At 43.7% G+C, this 14,745-nt stretch carries 14 protein-coding genes; 8 read left to right on the top strand and 6 right to left on the bottom strand.

Annotated elements, in window-relative coordinates; translation table 11 throughout:
• Positions 1–76: 76 nt before the first annotated feature.
• Positions 77–1,078 (top strand): AraC family transcriptional regulator, encoded by a 1,002-nt coding sequence (locus tag R7P74_RS13755; RefSeq protein WP_054574582.1) that lies wholly within the window; start codon positions 77–79, stop codon positions 1,076–1,078.
• A gap of 86 nt (positions 1,079–1,164) precedes the next feature.
• On the opposite strand, the gene R7P74_RS13750 is transcribed toward R7P74_RS13755, so the two are convergent.
• Positions 1,165–1,854, bottom strand: a complete 690-nt coding sequence (locus R7P74_RS13750; protein WP_080276951.1) for a hypothetical protein — start codon at positions 1,852–1,854, stop codon at positions 1,165–1,167.
• Between the two features lie 12 nt (positions 1,855–1,866).
• On the bottom strand, positions 1,867–3,408 hold the full coding sequence (locus R7P74_RS13745) for a hypothetical protein (protein WP_258619317.1): 1,542 nt from the start codon (positions 3,406–3,408) through the stop codon (positions 1,867–1,869).
• Positions 3,409–3,774: 366 nt separating this feature from the next.
• Between R7P74_RS13745 and R7P74_RS13740 the strand changes: the two genes are divergently transcribed.
• On the top strand, positions 3,775–4,467 hold the full coding sequence (locus R7P74_RS13740) for a response regulator transcription factor (RefSeq protein ID WP_005373624.1): 693 nt from the start codon (positions 3,775–3,777) through the stop codon (positions 4,465–4,467).
• Between the two features lie 3 nt (positions 4,468–4,470).
• Positions 4,471–5,793, top strand: a complete 1,323-nt coding sequence (locus R7P74_RS13735) for an ATP-binding protein (RefSeq protein WP_005373622.1) — start codon at positions 4,471–4,473, stop codon at positions 5,791–5,793.
• Here R7P74_RS13735 and R7P74_RS13730 read toward each other — a convergent pair.
• Entirely contained in the window at positions 5,774–6,430 is a 657-nt protein-coding gene (locus R7P74_RS13730) for a pyridoxamine 5'-phosphate oxidase family protein (protein WP_005373620.1), read from the bottom strand. The two genes, R7P74_RS13735 and R7P74_RS13730, sit on opposite strands and share 20 nt — an antisense overlap.
• Positions 6,431–6,530: 100 nt before the next feature.
• On the opposite strand from R7P74_RS13730, the gene pdxR reads away from it, so the two are divergent.
• Positions 6,531–7,976 carry a MocR-like pyridoxine biosynthesis transcription factor PdxR gene (pdxR, locus tag R7P74_RS13725; RefSeq protein ID WP_054574585.1) on the top strand — a complete coding sequence of 482 codons (1,446 nt, stop codon included), beginning with the start codon at positions 6,531–6,533 and terminating at the stop codon, positions 7,974–7,976.
• Here pdxR and yjeH read toward each other — a convergent pair whose 3' ends face one another.
• On the bottom strand, positions 7,977–9,239 hold the full coding sequence (yjeH, locus tag R7P74_RS13720) for an L-methionine/branched-chain amino acid transporter (RefSeq protein ID WP_017635168.1): 1,263 nt from the start codon (positions 9,237–9,239) through the stop codon (positions 7,977–7,979).
• Positions 9,240–9,566: 327 nt separating this feature from the next.
• Between yjeH and R7P74_RS13715 the strand changes: the two genes are divergently transcribed.
• From R7P74_RS13715 to R7P74_RS13700, 4 genes are all read left to right on the top strand, one after another.
• A complete protein-coding gene (locus R7P74_RS13715; protein WP_005373615.1) occupies positions 9,567–10,022 on the top strand; it encodes an Lrp/AsnC family transcriptional regulator in 456 nt (151 codons plus the stop codon).
• Between the two features lie 40 nt (positions 10,023–10,062).
• Positions 10,063–10,977 (top strand): LysR family transcriptional regulator, encoded by a 915-nt coding sequence (locus tag R7P74_RS13710; protein WP_318122916.1) that lies wholly within the window; start codon positions 10,063–10,065, stop codon positions 10,975–10,977.
• 109 nt (positions 10,978–11,086) lie between these two features.
• Entirely contained in the window at positions 11,087–11,701 is a 615-nt protein-coding gene (locus R7P74_RS13705; protein WP_005373611.1) for a LysE family translocator, read from the top strand.
• A 329-nt stretch (positions 11,702–12,030) separates the two neighbouring features.
• Positions 12,031–12,360, top strand: coding sequence for a hypothetical protein (locus R7P74_RS13700; RefSeq protein WP_213886158.1), 330 nt, complete (start codon positions 12,031–12,033; stop codon positions 12,358–12,360).
• 125 nt (positions 12,361–12,485) lie between these two features.
• Here the strand turns inward: R7P74_RS13700 and R7P74_RS13695 are convergent, their stop codons facing one another.
• Positions 12,486–12,707 (bottom strand): hypothetical protein, encoded by a 222-nt coding sequence (locus R7P74_RS13695; RefSeq protein ID WP_104976599.1) that lies wholly within the window; start codon positions 12,705–12,707, stop codon positions 12,486–12,488.
• A gap of 240 nt (positions 12,708–12,947) precedes the next feature.
• A complete protein-coding gene (locus tag R7P74_RS13690; RefSeq protein ID WP_262606688.1) occupies positions 12,948–14,381 on the bottom strand; it encodes a glyceraldehyde-3-phosphate dehydrogenase in 1,434 nt (477 codons plus the stop codon).
• Positions 14,382–14,745: the final 364 nt, after the last annotated feature.

Here is a 14,745-nt window from a genome sequence, read left to right as displayed (position 1 = left end):
TGTGATCTGAATTTGATTTGCGGCTTTCTTTGTGACAGATTCAATCACTATAGGATTAAATTTGATGTAATTGGTTATGAAAACGGTTCGGTTTATTCGCGCGATGGGCATTCTAAACATGCATAACCTCGCGTTATCTAAATACAATTTGGACTCGGATGAGTTAGGGATCCCAGCATCGGTGTTTCGTAACCCAATGACACTGATCCCGCTAAAAGCCGTTGCGGAATGGTATCGTTGTGTTGAACAAGCTAGTGGTGACCCGGATGTGGTGTTGAGTCTCAGCCGAGGTATTGAACTGCAAAAGCTAGGGCCAGTGGGACGCTGGTTATTCTCCGGCAATGATTTAGCCAGTACCATTCGGCGAGTGAATTATGGTGTGAGCAACCTACAATCAGGGGCGTTTTTTGCAGGCGAACAGTCGGGTAAAATCATCAAATGGACTTACCACAACCCGTTTATAGAAACGTCAGTAAAGGTGCACGATAGTATCCGCTGTGCGGTATTTATGATTAAGGTGTTACGCGAATTTCTTGGCAAAGATTATCAGCCTTTACGTGTCAAGGTTTCAGGCTCGAGAAAAAATACTGAGCGATACCGGGAATATTTCGGCTGCGAGGTGGAATGGAGTCAGCCAAAAACAGAGATATGGATCCCAGGAGATGACCGACTAGCTTCTCGCCAAGTGAGCCATCGAGAAGACAATCGTCTAGCGATGAGTTTTTCCGATTTAGATGATTTGCTTAATATGCCCGACCCAGAAGATGAGTTGAAAGTGATTTATGAAGTGGTGAATTACAGCAGCCATTATGGATTGCCAACGTTAGAGCGCGTTTCTTCTCTGCTTGATTTATCTGAACAGCAGTTTCAACGTCGTTTGCATAAATTAGGACTCAATTTTTCGACGGTTTCTGGCTATGTATTGAGTAATATTGCAGCTGGTTTGTTGAGTAAGCGCGTGAGTATTGATGACATTGCCACGCGCCTTGGTTATACCAATGTGGCGAGCTTCAATCGTATGTTTAAGAAACATCGTGGATTAACGCCCAAGCAGTATACGGGAAGATTAGAGAAGTAGTGCTCCACTTATCTCTATGAGTACAAGCAATAAAAGCCCTCAAAGTTGAGGGCTTTGTTATTTTTTTGTGTCGTTTTATGTGATGGCTATTTCTTAGGACGCCAACTTAGTGCACTTGCAACAGCGCCGATGGCAATTACATCCTTTTTTTGTTCGCTAAGTTCAGGGAGCATCTGTACCGCAATGGTACCGTTCGTCTGCACTGCGGCAATTTCTTGTGTGCCCTCCTTAAAGCTATAACCCAATGGAATGTCTACCGCCATCATGGCGTCAGGACTAGTATGTACAGTTTCTACATTAAAGTGGGTGCTACCAATACGCACTACGCCTGTCTCTTTTTTCTCAAAGCTGATGTCGATGAGAGCCGATTTTGGCTCCATCGCAAACTCACCGACTTTTTTACCATCTTGAGTAATGTCACAGGTGTAAGGATCATTCCCACCAAAATCGACGCCCATGTAGTTAACCGACATACCGCCTCCAGTGCAGTTCAAAAGCCAAGTTTCCCCGCTGTCGATACGAGTCACTTCTGCGCCCATTGAACCTTCTTTGAAAGAGATACGGTTAAACCAACTTGAGTTAGAAGCACTGCGTGAATACTTGCCTTTGTACTTACCAGCAAAATCAAAATGGCCATCTGCACCGAATCCCCAAAAATCACCGTCGGTTTTGATCAGCATTTCTGGTTGTGCTTTTACGGCATCAGTACGATCCATGACGGCTAGGCCACCACAACCAACAAGGAGCAAGGGAGCGAATAGAATAAGTTTCTTCATGTTTTTCATTGTTTATAGCTTGGTTACATCTAGGGTTTGGTCGGTGAATTGGATGTTCTGAATGTCGTACAACTCGTCAGTGCCTGTATTTGGGCACTCAACAGAAACACTCTTTGCTTTGATAACAGTACATTCCGCCAGTTTGTGTGGCACGATATAGGTGTTGATACCGCCTTCACCATAAATGCTGTTGTCTTTGCTGTTGCCTTCAAAAGTATTGTTTTGATCATTACCGATCACATTCATCGCGTCGTCGCCAATGATCTTCACTTTTGTTAGCCACTGAGATTTGTAGGTGTACGCTTCTATCAAACCATCTTTGTTGGGAGCCATACGGAAGGTAGGTACTGTGCCTGGACTTGTCTTTTCTGTGTAGAGCTTGACGCCCGCAGAGTCGACATTCGCGGTATATTGCAAGTATCCGTGGAATAAGCCACTGATCCAATCAACGGCTTGTGGATCTTGGGTTTGCATTTCTTCACGCGTTAACGCTTGGTAGCCATCTAAACCATGTCCGTTTGCTTTTGCTACGCCCATGTACGCTTCAAAAGCGGCAGCAAAATATTCGTGAGAATATGAAGGGCCCGTTTGTTTCACACTTTCAGGATCGAAGTCGTCCGATTTCCAATCGTCCCAGTCATACTGAGTAGGGCGCCACACCGTCGGTTTGCCCGATTGAATATCGTTATAGATGCTTAACGCATGAGCTTGAATGTCATTTTGCAGTGCCGCAGTCGCCGTGTTAGGTGCAATACCTTGCGCTTGGACCAAGTGTAAAATTTCTTCAAAAGCGGCGTCTCGTTCGGCTTTTTTACCAAGATTGGCGCAGTAATCGGCAAAATTACTCATGTAATGGCAATCGCCTTCAACTGTCAGTTCTCGATACATTAAAGATTGGCTATTCCTTAGCCAGTTTGGTGTTTCTTTACTAGTTACTAATGTTGACGCGATAGATGTGACAAGTGTATCCATATCATCTTCGTTAAGTACCATCATGCTTACAACAAACTTTTCTAGAGAACTCGTATCAAAAGAGTGTGCTAAGCCCGAGTTTGTAACTGCGTCGTTCAGTTTGTCTTGGCGAATCAGTTCGTTGATAAAGATTTTGGTTAACATCTCATCATTCTGTTCGTCGTTTTCGGTCAGCATTAGTGTGGCATCACGCTCGGCTAATGTCTTAGCGATACGAGACTTGTCAGCACCGTACTTAGAGTCTGGTTGGTTTGTGAGAAGGTGTTGGATGATTTTGGCTGCACGAAAGATTTTTTCATTATTCGCACCGTCATCAACAGCCACAATGTGAAATGTATCGTTGTTGTTTGCTTCGGAAAGGGAGATTTTCACATAGTGGGTGAAGCCCGAATCAGCAGCCACTTTTAACTTGGCTGGAAACTTTGTAGAAACGACAGTTGGGATTGTGACAGTGCTCAATGTTGGCATTGGTGGTGTTGGAGGTGTCGTTGTCGATGGTTTCGAATTAGATTCACTGCCGCCACAAGCAGTTAGACTTATCGCGCAAAATATGGCTAAAGGTGTTAATTTGGAATATCTCATTTCATGTTACTCGTAGACTTTATTAGAGCAGGAAACTTAGAAGCAACATAAAGTCCTGTCTATATAAGCAAACTAAGTCATATATGTTGATATTATTTTTTGGTAAGACCTATTATTCGATATATTTAAAAATATAGTGGATTTTTATTCTGAATTTTATTTTCTATGTGAAGCTATATTCTGATAATGAATAAAACCTCAGGTTATTGCATAGCTTTAGGGGTATAGAATGATTAGGATTATCGTATATGTATGGTTTGTAAGCGTATGTAAGCCTGCGTTTTATTAAAATTATCATTTAAGTAGGTTGCGCAGTATAGGACGAGCGATATACTCCCTCCATCATATTGGTGGAGTAAATGATTCATGGTGGGTAATACAATCTTACTGGTAGAAGACGACTCAGAGATTGCTCGATTAACCAAAATGTACCTCGAAGCCGAAGGATATACGGTAACTGTCATCGATAACGGTCAAAATGCATTAGAAACGATTAAGGGGCTCAAGCCGGACCTAGTGCTGTTAGATTTGATGTTACCAGGAAAAAATGGCGCAGAAATATGTCAAGAGGCGCGTAAGTTTTATCATGGTATTATCATTGTTTTGACTGCGACCGATGATGAAATGAGCGAGGTGAGCTTATTTAAGTTTGGTGCTGATGATTACCTTACCAAACCGATAAAAGGCAATATCCTTCTCGCCCGTATTGAAGCAGCGTTGCGTCGCTATTGTCGTCAAGTTGATATCGTTGAAGAAGAAAAGCTGAGCCGATATGGCATTAGTCTTTGTCTTCGTCGCTCCCAAGCATTTTATTTGCAAAAAGATATTGGTTTAACGAGTTCTGAGTTTGAAATTTTAGAGCTCCTGATGCTGAATGTCGATAAGCCAGTATCTCGTGAATCATGTTGCCGTCTTGCCCGAGGCATTGAATACTGTATTACTGATCGTTCGATTGATATGCGTATATCCTCACTAAGGAAGAAATTCTCTAAGGCTCATATCCATACGGCTACCATTAAAACCATACGTCACCACGGCTACATGCTGACAGGTAAATGACGCATGTTTTCCCTGTTTACTCGTCTATATGTGGGGTTAGTAACTGGCCTTGCGCTGACTGTTGCTTTGTTTCTCTTTATGGGGGAAGAGTACATGCGCAAAACAGAAGTCGGTGTTTTTTTGAGTGACGGTGCTTATTTTGTCGATCAATACATTGAGCAACGAGGCACTCCGGATTCTCTCTACAAGAAGTTAACCGAAAACGGCAAGCAAGATTTCTTTATCTTTGATTTAACATTGGTTGAAAACTGGGACGGATCACCGCCTTGTCGAGATTGTAATCTGCTGTACCGTATGCAAGGGATACCTGTTTATCTTATTGATGGCAGTACCTATGCTGCGGTATTCCCTTTGCCTAACACTTCGAAGAGTTTAGTTTTCAAAGAAAAAACGGATTTCTTTAGCCCACACGTTGATTGGAATGAAGATTCTGAGATTGTATTTATACTTACTCTACTTTTGGTTGTTGTATGCAGTTTAGGCATTATGGTTTACATACCTGTACGACGTCTTGACCGCCAAATTCGGCAACTAACGGCTGCGCAACAACAATTTGGTTCTGGTGAGTTGAATACGCGAGTCGAGCTAAAGCAATTTTCGCAACCCGTGAAAGAGCTCGCCCAAGGCTTCAACTGCATGTCTGAAGAGATTGAGAGACGAGTGCGCCAAACACACATCTTTACTCAAGCTATTCCTCATGAAGTGCGCACTCCGCTGAGTCGTATTCAGCTAGCGACGGATTTAGCTCGACGCACGAGTGGTGAAATGCAGGCAGAGTTACATGACGATATTGAACGATACGTTGATGTCGTGACGGATTTAACGTCCGACATTGTCATGCTGTCTCGCTTGAGTGTGAAAAACCACTCATGGATCGATTCTGTTGAAACCATGGAACTGCCACTTTGGTGTAAAAGCCGCATGAATTACCTAGGCTTAGAGTCCGCCATGTTGAGAGCAGAAAATAAACTCGCGAACCAATTGATTCACTTTCAGCCTACTTTGGGTAACCTTGTCCTCGATAATTTACTGCAAAACGCCAAGCGTTATGGTGAGTCCTGCGTTGAGGTGACGATTCGAACGGTAGCGGATTGCTGGAGCATCGATATTGAGGACGATGGTCCGGGCATCCCTGAGGCGATGCGAGAAGAAGTATTTATGCCATTTTCGCGCTTAGACAAAAGCCGCAACGCCGACATGAAAGGCTTTGGTTTAGGGCTTGCCATCGCTACCAGTGCAGCGCGGCAACTGGGGTGGGAGCTTTCTGTCGGCGAGAGTCACTTAGGCGGCGCACGTTTTACGGTGCTTATTCCTGCCAACGGTTAGAGTAGGCACTGCGGTAGTCTGGCTCTGCGATACCTTCATACAAATCGTCACAAGCTTGCAGCGGACCTACGACGGTTCGGTAGGGTAGGACACCTGCCCAAACAGGGATGTCCATGTCTTCCGCATCGTCGTTGACGCCAAAATTGCTGATTTTCACTGATGCTTCTAGGAGTGGAATACGCAGCAGCATGGTGGCTTTGAGTTCTTTTTCATTACTCAAACGGACTTGTTCTGTTCTCCCCGGAGCGATCTGTTCAATAAAGTGATTCAGCAACCTGTCTTTCTCTTGGTTATCTTCCACCATCTCAAACTGGCCAAAGACCACAACACTGCGATAATGCGCACTGTGGTGAAACGCACTTCGAGCCAATACCCAACCATCAAACAAAGTAAAGGTTAAGCACGTTTGCACTCCTTGTTTGAGTGAGCGTAATAGTCGACTGTTGTTGGCACCATGGATATACACGTAATCATCGACACGCCATGCCAGCATAGGGATGACCACAGGGCCTGACTCGTTGGTTATCGCAATATGAGCGATTAGGCTTTCATCTATGATGGCGTGCAGTTTGCTAACATCAGAGACGGCTTTATGTGCGCCTTTCTTAATTTCCGTTCTATTGGTGTTGGATAGCATTTTCTCTCCTTGCTTGCTCACGATTACGAGCGATTTATCCTCATTCTTTGATTGCAATGTAGCGTTTAACTGGTAGCTTAAAGAGAGCCAGTTTTAACTAATGGATGGATCCAGTTTGTCTTTGATTGATATCGGTGACCTACATTTAAAAGACAGTGAAGGAACGCGTCAGCAAGCGTTGTTTTTGGCTATTCGCAAGAAAATTGTTCAAGGACTGTGGGTGAAGAATGGGAAGCTGCCTTCTACGCGGAAGCTTTCACAAGAGCTTAATCTAAGTAGGAATACCGTGATTTCTGCCTACGAACAGTTAGTGGCGGAAGGGTACTTGAACAGCCAAAAAGGTTCTGGCTTTTATGTTGCCGTAGAACTGCCAGAGCAGTACTTGCCTGAACCTAGTTCAGTTCAGAGAGACTCATCACCGAAAGCTCACTTTGATATCAACCGCGCATTTGCACCGGGTGTGCCGGATTTGGACGCATTTCCGATGGCGCAATGGCAAAAGTTACTCACTCGCCATATGTCTCGTACTTGCTTGTTGGGGAATCAAGATATTCAGGGTAGTTGGGCATTGCGCTGTGCTTTAGCTGGCTACCTCGCATCAAGCCGTTCAGTGAATTGTTCTCCAGAGCGCATTATTATTACCTCTGGGGCGCAGCAAGCGTTGTCGATTGCGACGATGGTAGTGCTCAAACAAGGTGATAAGGTTCTGATGGAGCAACCAGGTTACGCGCAAATGCGGAAGTTGATTCAGTTCCAAAACTATCAATTTGAGCCTTTGTTCGTAACAGAGAAATTAGGTTTTGATGTGGAAGCGGTGACCTCAAGCGATGCCGATGCGCTGTATATTACACCAAGTAATCAATATCCGATGGGTACCACACTCAATACCGAGCAAAGAGGAAAGATCATCAACTGGGCGGTCGAACAATCAAGCTGGATCATCGAGGATGATTATGACAGCGAATTTCAGTTTGCTCATCGTCCCTATACCAGCTTACAGGGGCTAGCAGCTCAAATGGGTCGAGATGATCGTGTGTTGTATGTGGGTTCCTTCAGTAAAGTGATGTTTAACGGATTGCGGCTTGGCTACCTTGTAGTTCCTGAACGTTCAGTAGAGCAATGCTTAGTGGTTAAGGATGCGTTAAGTGGTGATTCGCCGACGCATACACAAGAAGCATTGGCAGACTTTATTACTGAAGGTGGGTTATTACGTCATATTCGAAAAATGCGTCGACTGTACAAAACTAAGCATGAACAGATGCATGTATCCATTCAACAGCATTTTGGCGACCGTGTTTGCGTCGTTAGCCAAGCGGCGGGGCTTCATGTTACGTTGAAATGGCAAGACGGTATGGATGAGCAGCGTTTTATAAAACTAGCAGAGCATGAAGGGATCATCTTGCGACCTTTGAGCTATTATGAACACCCAGATTTTCAAGCACGTCACTGGCATGGTGCCGTGCTTGGTTACGGCAATATCGCGTTAGAGAACATAGACGCTGGTATCCAACGTTTAGCTCACATATTTCGAAATGGGAAGCGATGACTATTCAACTACACGTGTTTGTCGCTTATGTCGCCACTGTTTCCAAGGCAGTAAAAGTAGAGTAAAAATGCCAAGTGCATAAAACATTGACCAGCCTAAACATATAAAAACACCGGTACAAAGCAGTAGGGACAGTCCCGCAAGTGTTTTACCAAATCCTCGAAGCAATTTAAAAGCGGCTAACATCGCCAACATGTAAACCAGAACGAATACACTGTTTGCGAGTTTTAGGAAAAACTCCAGATCGAGCTGTGATAGGGTTCCTATCACACAAGATATCAATAATATACCGCCAACTAATATGGTGGCTGAGAAAGGGACACCACGACGCGAAATCTTGGCTAGTGGACTAGAAGGACGATGTTCCCGAGCTTGAGCCCAGACCATTCGCGCTAGGCTCTGTGTGTATAAGTTAACGCTCGCGAAACAAGCGGAGAAACCTATCAAGCTGATTATCCATTTGGCTCCATCGCCTAGTAGTTGGGCACTAAGCCAGGGGATGGATGCGTTATCAAATTGAGCGTTACCATACGCGCCAAATTTTAAAATAACGACAGAGCATGCCCAATAGGTAGCCCCTGCTACAAAACAACCGACCACAATGGCAATAGGGAAATCTCTTTGAGGGTTTTTGAACTCTTCCCCCATATGGGCAAAAGCCTCTATGCCAACAAAACACCAGAACATCACGCCTAACGCTGCGGTAATAGGCCAAATTGACTCTTGTGTGATGGCGGGCATCACAAGATCGGCGCTATTAACGTCGCCTTTCCATAAAAATGCGCCAACAAGTGCGAAGACACTCAAAGCAATAAGAGTTTGTAAATGACCTGATGATTTTGTGCCCATCAAGTTGACGAACACAAGAAGTACTACCGTGAGAACTTGTGCAAACAGATTGTTGCTAATAGGCTCTGGCAATATTTGTTGTAGAAAGCCTGCGGCGAGTGCAATCGCGGCCGGAACCCCTACCGGAATGACACTAACAAATAGCCAAGCGACACTACTTTCCAGCTTGGCGTTAAAGGCTTTGCGTACAAAAAAGGCTGTTCCGCCCGCGTTGGGGTATCGTTTACCCAGTTGAGCAAAAGTCAGCGCAATAGGACAAATCGCGATGAACAATAAAATCCAAGCCCATAGTGAAAAATGGCCAGCTATACCTGCTGCGATAGCCGGGATCATAAACAGCCCAGTTCCCATTAATGTGGTGGATAACTGTGCGATACCTGATGTGAGTGAAATGTCTTTTTTGAGCTCTTCCATGCGAATTGATTCATCCAATGTTATGAGGCTTATTACGAAAAAGCTTGTGGCTTCTGGTTATTTCGTTTTATGTGTTTAAGCGATGCTATTTATGTGCTGAGTACTTAAGTTGGGAATTTGATTTCAATGTGTTATCTATTTTCTGTTGAAATGGATAACAGCACTCATCTCATGCCCGCCAAATAGCATATCCAAAATGTTAATAACAAAATGATTTACTAAACCGTCAATATGACGGTTGTTTTAAATAATTCCAACAAAATGTTGGTTTCTTATGCAGTTAGAATCGGTATAGAATGAGAAAAATAAGGAAAGCTTGGTAACGGTATGGACAAGTTTGATCATAAGATTGTGGATCTGCTCAGGCACAACGCTCGGCTGTCGGTGACTGAAATTGCGGATAAAGTAAACCTTTCTCGTTCTGCGGTAACGGCCCGTATTCGTAAGCTAGAGCATGACAAAGTGATTCTAGGGTATCACGCTGAAATTGCGCCTTCGGGTGGGGATTCGATTTGCGCCTATTTTGCCTTAAAGTTCGATAAATCAACCTCTACGTATTATTGCGAATCATACGCGGACGAATTATACAAAATTGATGGCGTAAAATGGTGTCATGCGATCAGCGGTGAGACGGACATGATGGTTTTTGTCGAAGTGCCTACGATGGCTCGCTTGAACGAAATCAGAGATCAAATTCAACGATATCCAGAGCTTCGAAACCTGATGACTCATACCGTCTTAGCTGAATTCTTTAACACGACTGGGAACCTGTTTGTGAAGTGACCATGAATGGATGCCATGTTGAAAACCCTTCTGAGCGAATATGTTAAACAACATTAATTTGAATCTACTTAGATCCTTGCATGTACTTTTAGAGGAGTGTCATGTCAGCCGGACCGCAGACCGTTTGCACATTACGCAGTCTGCCGTCAGTCGACAGCTTGCACAATTGCGCGATCTGTGTGGTGACCCACTGCTTATTCGTCAAGGTAATCAACTGATACCAACGCCACGAGCAATAGCGTTAAAATCAAAGCTTGATGCATTACTGGCTGAGTTTGACCATTTACTCGATGACCAACCTTTTGAGCCGCGGCAGTGGCAAGGTGAGCTTGTTATTGCTTCTAGTGACTACGTGGCGCAATACGTATTGCCCGATATTGCCTCTCACTTGGGTCAACAAGCGCCACAGTTGGATATGGCGTATCGAATGTGGCAACCCAACTTTCTTGATAAACTTCATGAGACGGGCATCCATATCGCGTCTTCTATGTATCCAGAAAAACCACAGAGTGTGTCGAGCGTTAAAATTGGTGAGGACTCATCAGTTTGTTTGATGAAATCTTCTCATCCTTTAGCAAAGCAGGACCAGATCAGTATTGAAGACTTGATTTCATATTCACACATCAAAGTGACTGGCGGCGGAGACAAAGATTCCTACACTGATTTAGCATTGAAAGAGCTAGGGCACACCCGCCACGTTACCTTTAAGGTTCCATTCTTCTCTGCTGCGATCAATCGCTTAGTTGCAAGTGAGCACCTGATGGTGGCTCCTGAACATATTGCCGTTAACCTCGCTAAGCATTGGGACTTAACCCATAAAGCATTACCACTCGAAACACCTATTCATCAATATTGGTTAATGTGGCACCCCAAATACGACACGGATCCTGCGCATAAATGGGTGCGAGAAGAGATTCGCTCAGTAATGCAAATCTCTGAATATTCCATTCGCTAATACGTACACCGTTTAGCTATGACTTGAAGTCATGATTAGTATGAATAACTTTGATTTCTAATTATACCTCTTCCGTTGATAGAGTGAGCTTCAAAGAGGGGAGATTCTTATGACACTAACAGTTTGGTTATCACTTTTTACCGTGTGTTTATTAGGGGCTATGTCACCAGGTCCCAGCTTAGCTATTGTCGCTAAGCACTCGTTGGCTGGTGGACGTATCAATGGATTAGCTACGGCTTGGGCTCATGCGTTTGGCATTGGTATATATGCGTTTATTACCTTGATTGGGCTCGCTGTTGTTTTGCAGCAAAGCCCGATGCTGTTCAAGACGATTAGCCTTGTGGGTGCGGCATATCTTGCGTATTTAGGGTTTAATGCTTTGCGTTCAAAAGGTGGTGTGGCTGCGAAGTTGGAGTCAGGTGAGGAAACAACGGTAATCCAGTCTGCGCGAGAAGGCTTTTTTATCTCGATTTTAAGTCCCAAAATTGCTTTGTTTTTTATCGCATTATTCAGTCAGTTTGTCGCGCTCGGTAATGATTTGAGTAATCAGATGATCATTGTTGCCACGCCGTTTGTTGTGGATGGGCTTTGGTACACCTTTATTACCCTAGTGCTATCGAGCTCTAAAGTCGTTGACAGAATTCGCTCTAAGGCAGTGTTGATTGATCGTTTGTCAGGAGTAGTACTCATGCTGCTGGCTCTTAGAGTGGTCGTAACGGTATAGACAAGCTCGCAAGACAGAAATACTAAAAGCAGCCCGTGTGGCTGCTTTTTTGTCTACTCTCAGTAACCCTTACACAATTTACGTAATTCTGACGCTAAACGTTGCTAAAATTAATATTATCAATAGTGTTACTTTGGTTCATATTCTCATTTGCTGTGAAAGCTACTTTCCAACGCATTGTTATAATGAGAACGATAGCCACTTAACGTTAATACTAACAGTGTCGCATATTAAGTCGAGAGTGCTTTATTGGATAAAAACGGACTTTCCTCTTACTTACCCTATGAAAGGGGTAGAGACTTCATGACCGTTTAGAAGGTGAGAGCAATATGCAAAGAATAGTAGATTTAGCTCCAGTAGTAATTTTGACCAGTGTTTGCAGCGTTGCTTGGATATTCTTTTCAACAAAGAGCATTTGGGTGTTTTTTGAACTGTTTGTATTTACGATGCTTGGCTTTGGCCTTTTGTACGGGTTACTACAAAAGGCTGATCCTAAACACTTTAACTTTGTTTTAAATCACATCGATGAAATTAAGAAGGAAGGCAAAGATGCTTGCCTAAGCGGCGCTCCGAAAGAATCCAACCCATACTCTGGTGTCGATGGTGATTTATGGGAGGCTGGTTACACAGCCTCCTACAACAAAAAGATAAAGCAATAAACCGCTAGGTGCTTATTCAATATTGTGCTTTTCAAAAAAGCACCCTGCCATTTTAAGGACAGGGTGAAAGCAAGAAGTTTCTCAGGAGCTGTCGGGGGAGAGAAACTCATCTAAATCTTATTTACTTACCGGCGAACCTCTTCAAATTCACCTTCAATCGCATCTGCTTTACCCGTATTAAACTCATACTCTTCGTGTATTTCTCTCTGCATTTTCTTTACGCGCTTTTCAATACGTTTACCGGTAATTAATGCTGCGATGGTCAACGGAATCGCAATGATCAAGCTAAATACTAACGTAAAAAAGCCGGTAATCAGTGCTAGTGCAGTTACAATAATCCGATTCATAATCATGACCTCTCTGTAATTTATGTGCTCAGATTAATGCTGTGAACATGAACAAAACATGAATGCTGACGTTCACTTTGTCCGGAGAGTGTCAAATGAATGAAACGAAAAAACGCCTGAGGGTGATCAGGCGTATAAACGGGGAAAAATATTAGTAATGCGCATGGCGCTTATTATTTAGAACAAATATGAGATATTGTCCGCTACGCTATGTGGTTAACGTTGTGGAGCAAAGTTCACCTATCGAGGGAATGTTTGGTAACGAACACCCATCATTTGTTCCATACAGTGCACAACTTGGCAGCTGTAACCGAATTCGTTGTCGTACCAGATGTAAAGTACACAACGCTTGTCTTGTGCGATAGTCGCTTGACCATCTACGACGCCTGCATGACGAGAACCAACTAAGTCAGTTGATACAATTTCTGTTGAATCGGTGTAGTCAATCTGTGCCGAAAGCTCAGAGTTCAACGCCATTTCACGCAAGTAATCGTTCAGTGAATCACGGTCTACGTCTTCACCTAAGTTTAGATTAGCGACTGCCATAGATACGTTTGGTGTCGGTACGCGAATCGCGTTGCCTGTTAGCTTGCCTGCAAGCTCTGGCAATGCTTTAGCAACTGCTTTTGCCGCACCTGTTGAAGTCAGAACCATGTTTAGTGAAGCACTACGTCCGCGACGGTCACCAGAGTGGAAGTTGTCGATCAAATTTTGGTCGTTTGTGTATGAGTGCACGGTTTCAATATGGCCAGAAAGAACACCATATTTATCGTTCAGAGTCTTAAGGACTGGCGTGATTGCATTTGTTGTACAGCTTGCCGCAGAGATGATGGTGTCATCTTCTTTAATTACCGACTCATTTACACCGAATACAACGTTTTTGATGTCACCTTTACCTGGTGCTGTTAGCAGTACTTTCTCTGCGCCTTTACACGCTAAGTGTTGGCTCAGGCCTTCAGAATCACGCCAAACACCTGTGTTATCAACAACTAGCGCGTTATTGATACCGAAAGCTGAGTAATCCACTTCGCTTGGGTTATTTGCGTAGATGATTTGGATGTAGTTGCCGTTAACGATCAGTGCTTTACGCTCTTCATCGATAACAATGCTACCGTTGAACTGACCGTGAACTGAGTCACGACGCAACAAGCTAGCACGCTTCTCCAAATCGCCTTTTTTACCGCCACGAACCACAATCGCACGTAGTCTTAGTGGGTAACCTGGACCACTTTTCTCAATGAGAAGGCGAGTAAGTAGTCGACCAATGCGACCGAACCCGTAAAGAACCACATCACGCGCTTTCAATGAAGAATCTGCGTCGCGAGCGCCATCAAGTGCAGTGATAAGGAAATCGTTTAGAGAGCTTGTATCGTCATGTTCATTCCAGTACATAGTTGCCAATTGGCCAACATCGACACGGCATGAAGAAATGCTCATTTCACAAAGCGCTTGAATAATAGGCATCGTGTGCTCAAGCGAAAGTGGGTTACCGGTATAACGTCTTGCAACGCGATGAGTTTTGAGAATGTCTATAGTAGTAGCATTAATAAGCGTTTTACCAAACAGAACCACTTCGATTCCTTTTTGACGATATAGCTTACCAATTAGAGGGGAAATAGATTCAGCAATCGTTTGGCTAGTTTGCCAGTCTTGGAGATATTTCTCTGGACTCATTGTTGTATTAGACCTTTCACGTTTTGGGGGCTAACCATACTCTCTGCTGTTGCCTCTTCGGCAGCGTGCAAGAGTGTGGTGGGTTATGTAATCGGGTTGTAATAGTTATGTGTGCGGATTCTAAGGTCGGAGTCCTTATTCTGCTAGGAAAATTAAATCCAGTGTAAAACACTACTTAAGGGGACGTTAGTGGTGGATTAATGTGACTAAAGCAGTGGTTTTCACGTATTGACATTTAGAAAGTAACTTACTTTTTTTGCGATGATAACGTTTGCTTTCAAATTAGTTTTGTTGACAAAAATGGATATTTTGCATTTTTGTGTGATTTGACTCGATAAGGCAACTCAATAGGTAAACATACAAT

Source organism: Vibrio sp. 2033, assembly GCF_033339735.1.
The sequence above is the reverse complement of the archived record's forward strand: the minus strand, read 5'-3'. Positions and strand labels throughout refer to the sequence as shown.

Excerpts from the sequence above, each read along its gene's own strand:
- R7P74_RS13755 (WP_054574582.1), top strand. The coding sequence starts at position 77 with ATGAAAACGGTTCGGTTTATTCGCGCGATGGGCATTCTAAACATGCAT.
- R7P74_RS13750 (WP_080276951.1), bottom strand. The coding sequence starts at position 1,854 with ATGAAGAAACTTATTCTATTCGCTCCCTTGCTCCTTGTTGGTTGTGGT.
- R7P74_RS13745 (WP_258619317.1), bottom strand. The coding sequence starts at position 3,408 with ATGAGATATTCCAAATTAACACCTTTAGCCATATTTTGCGCGATAAGT.
- R7P74_RS13740 (WP_005373624.1), top strand. The coding sequence starts at position 3,775 with ATGGTGGGTAATACAATCTTACTGGTAGAAGACGACTCAGAGATTGCT.
- R7P74_RS13735 (WP_005373622.1), top strand. The coding sequence starts at position 4,471 with ATGTTTTCCCTGTTTACTCGTCTATATGTGGGGTTAGTAACTGGCCTT.
- R7P74_RS13730 (WP_005373620.1), bottom strand. The coding sequence starts at position 6,430 with ATGCTATCCAACACCAATAGAACGGAAATTAAGAAAGGCGCACATAAA.
- pdxR (WP_054574585.1), top strand. The coding sequence starts at position 6,531 with ATGGATGGATCCAGTTTGTCTTTGATTGATATCGGTGACCTACATTTA.
- yjeH (WP_017635168.1), bottom strand. The coding sequence starts at position 9,239 with ATGGAAGAGCTCAAAAAAGACATTTCACTCACATCAGGTATCGCACAG.
- R7P74_RS13715 (WP_005373615.1), top strand. The coding sequence starts at position 9,567 with ATGGACAAGTTTGATCATAAGATTGTGGATCTGCTCAGGCACAACGCT.
- R7P74_RS13710 (WP_318122916.1), top strand. The coding sequence starts at position 10,063 with ATGTTAAACAACATTAATTTGAATCTACTTAGATCCTTGCATGTACTT.
- R7P74_RS13705 (WP_005373611.1), top strand. The coding sequence starts at position 11,087 with ATGACACTAACAGTTTGGTTATCACTTTTTACCGTGTGTTTATTAGGG.
- R7P74_RS13700 (WP_213886158.1), top strand. The coding sequence starts at position 12,031 with ATGCAAAGAATAGTAGATTTAGCTCCAGTAGTAATTTTGACCAGTGTT.
- R7P74_RS13695 (WP_104976599.1), bottom strand. The coding sequence starts at position 12,707 with ATGAATCGGATTATTGTAACTGCACTAGCACTGATTACCGGCTTTTTT.
- R7P74_RS13690 (WP_262606688.1), bottom strand. The coding sequence starts at position 14,381 with ATGAGTCCAGAGAAATATCTCCAAGACTGGCAAACTAGCCAAACGATT.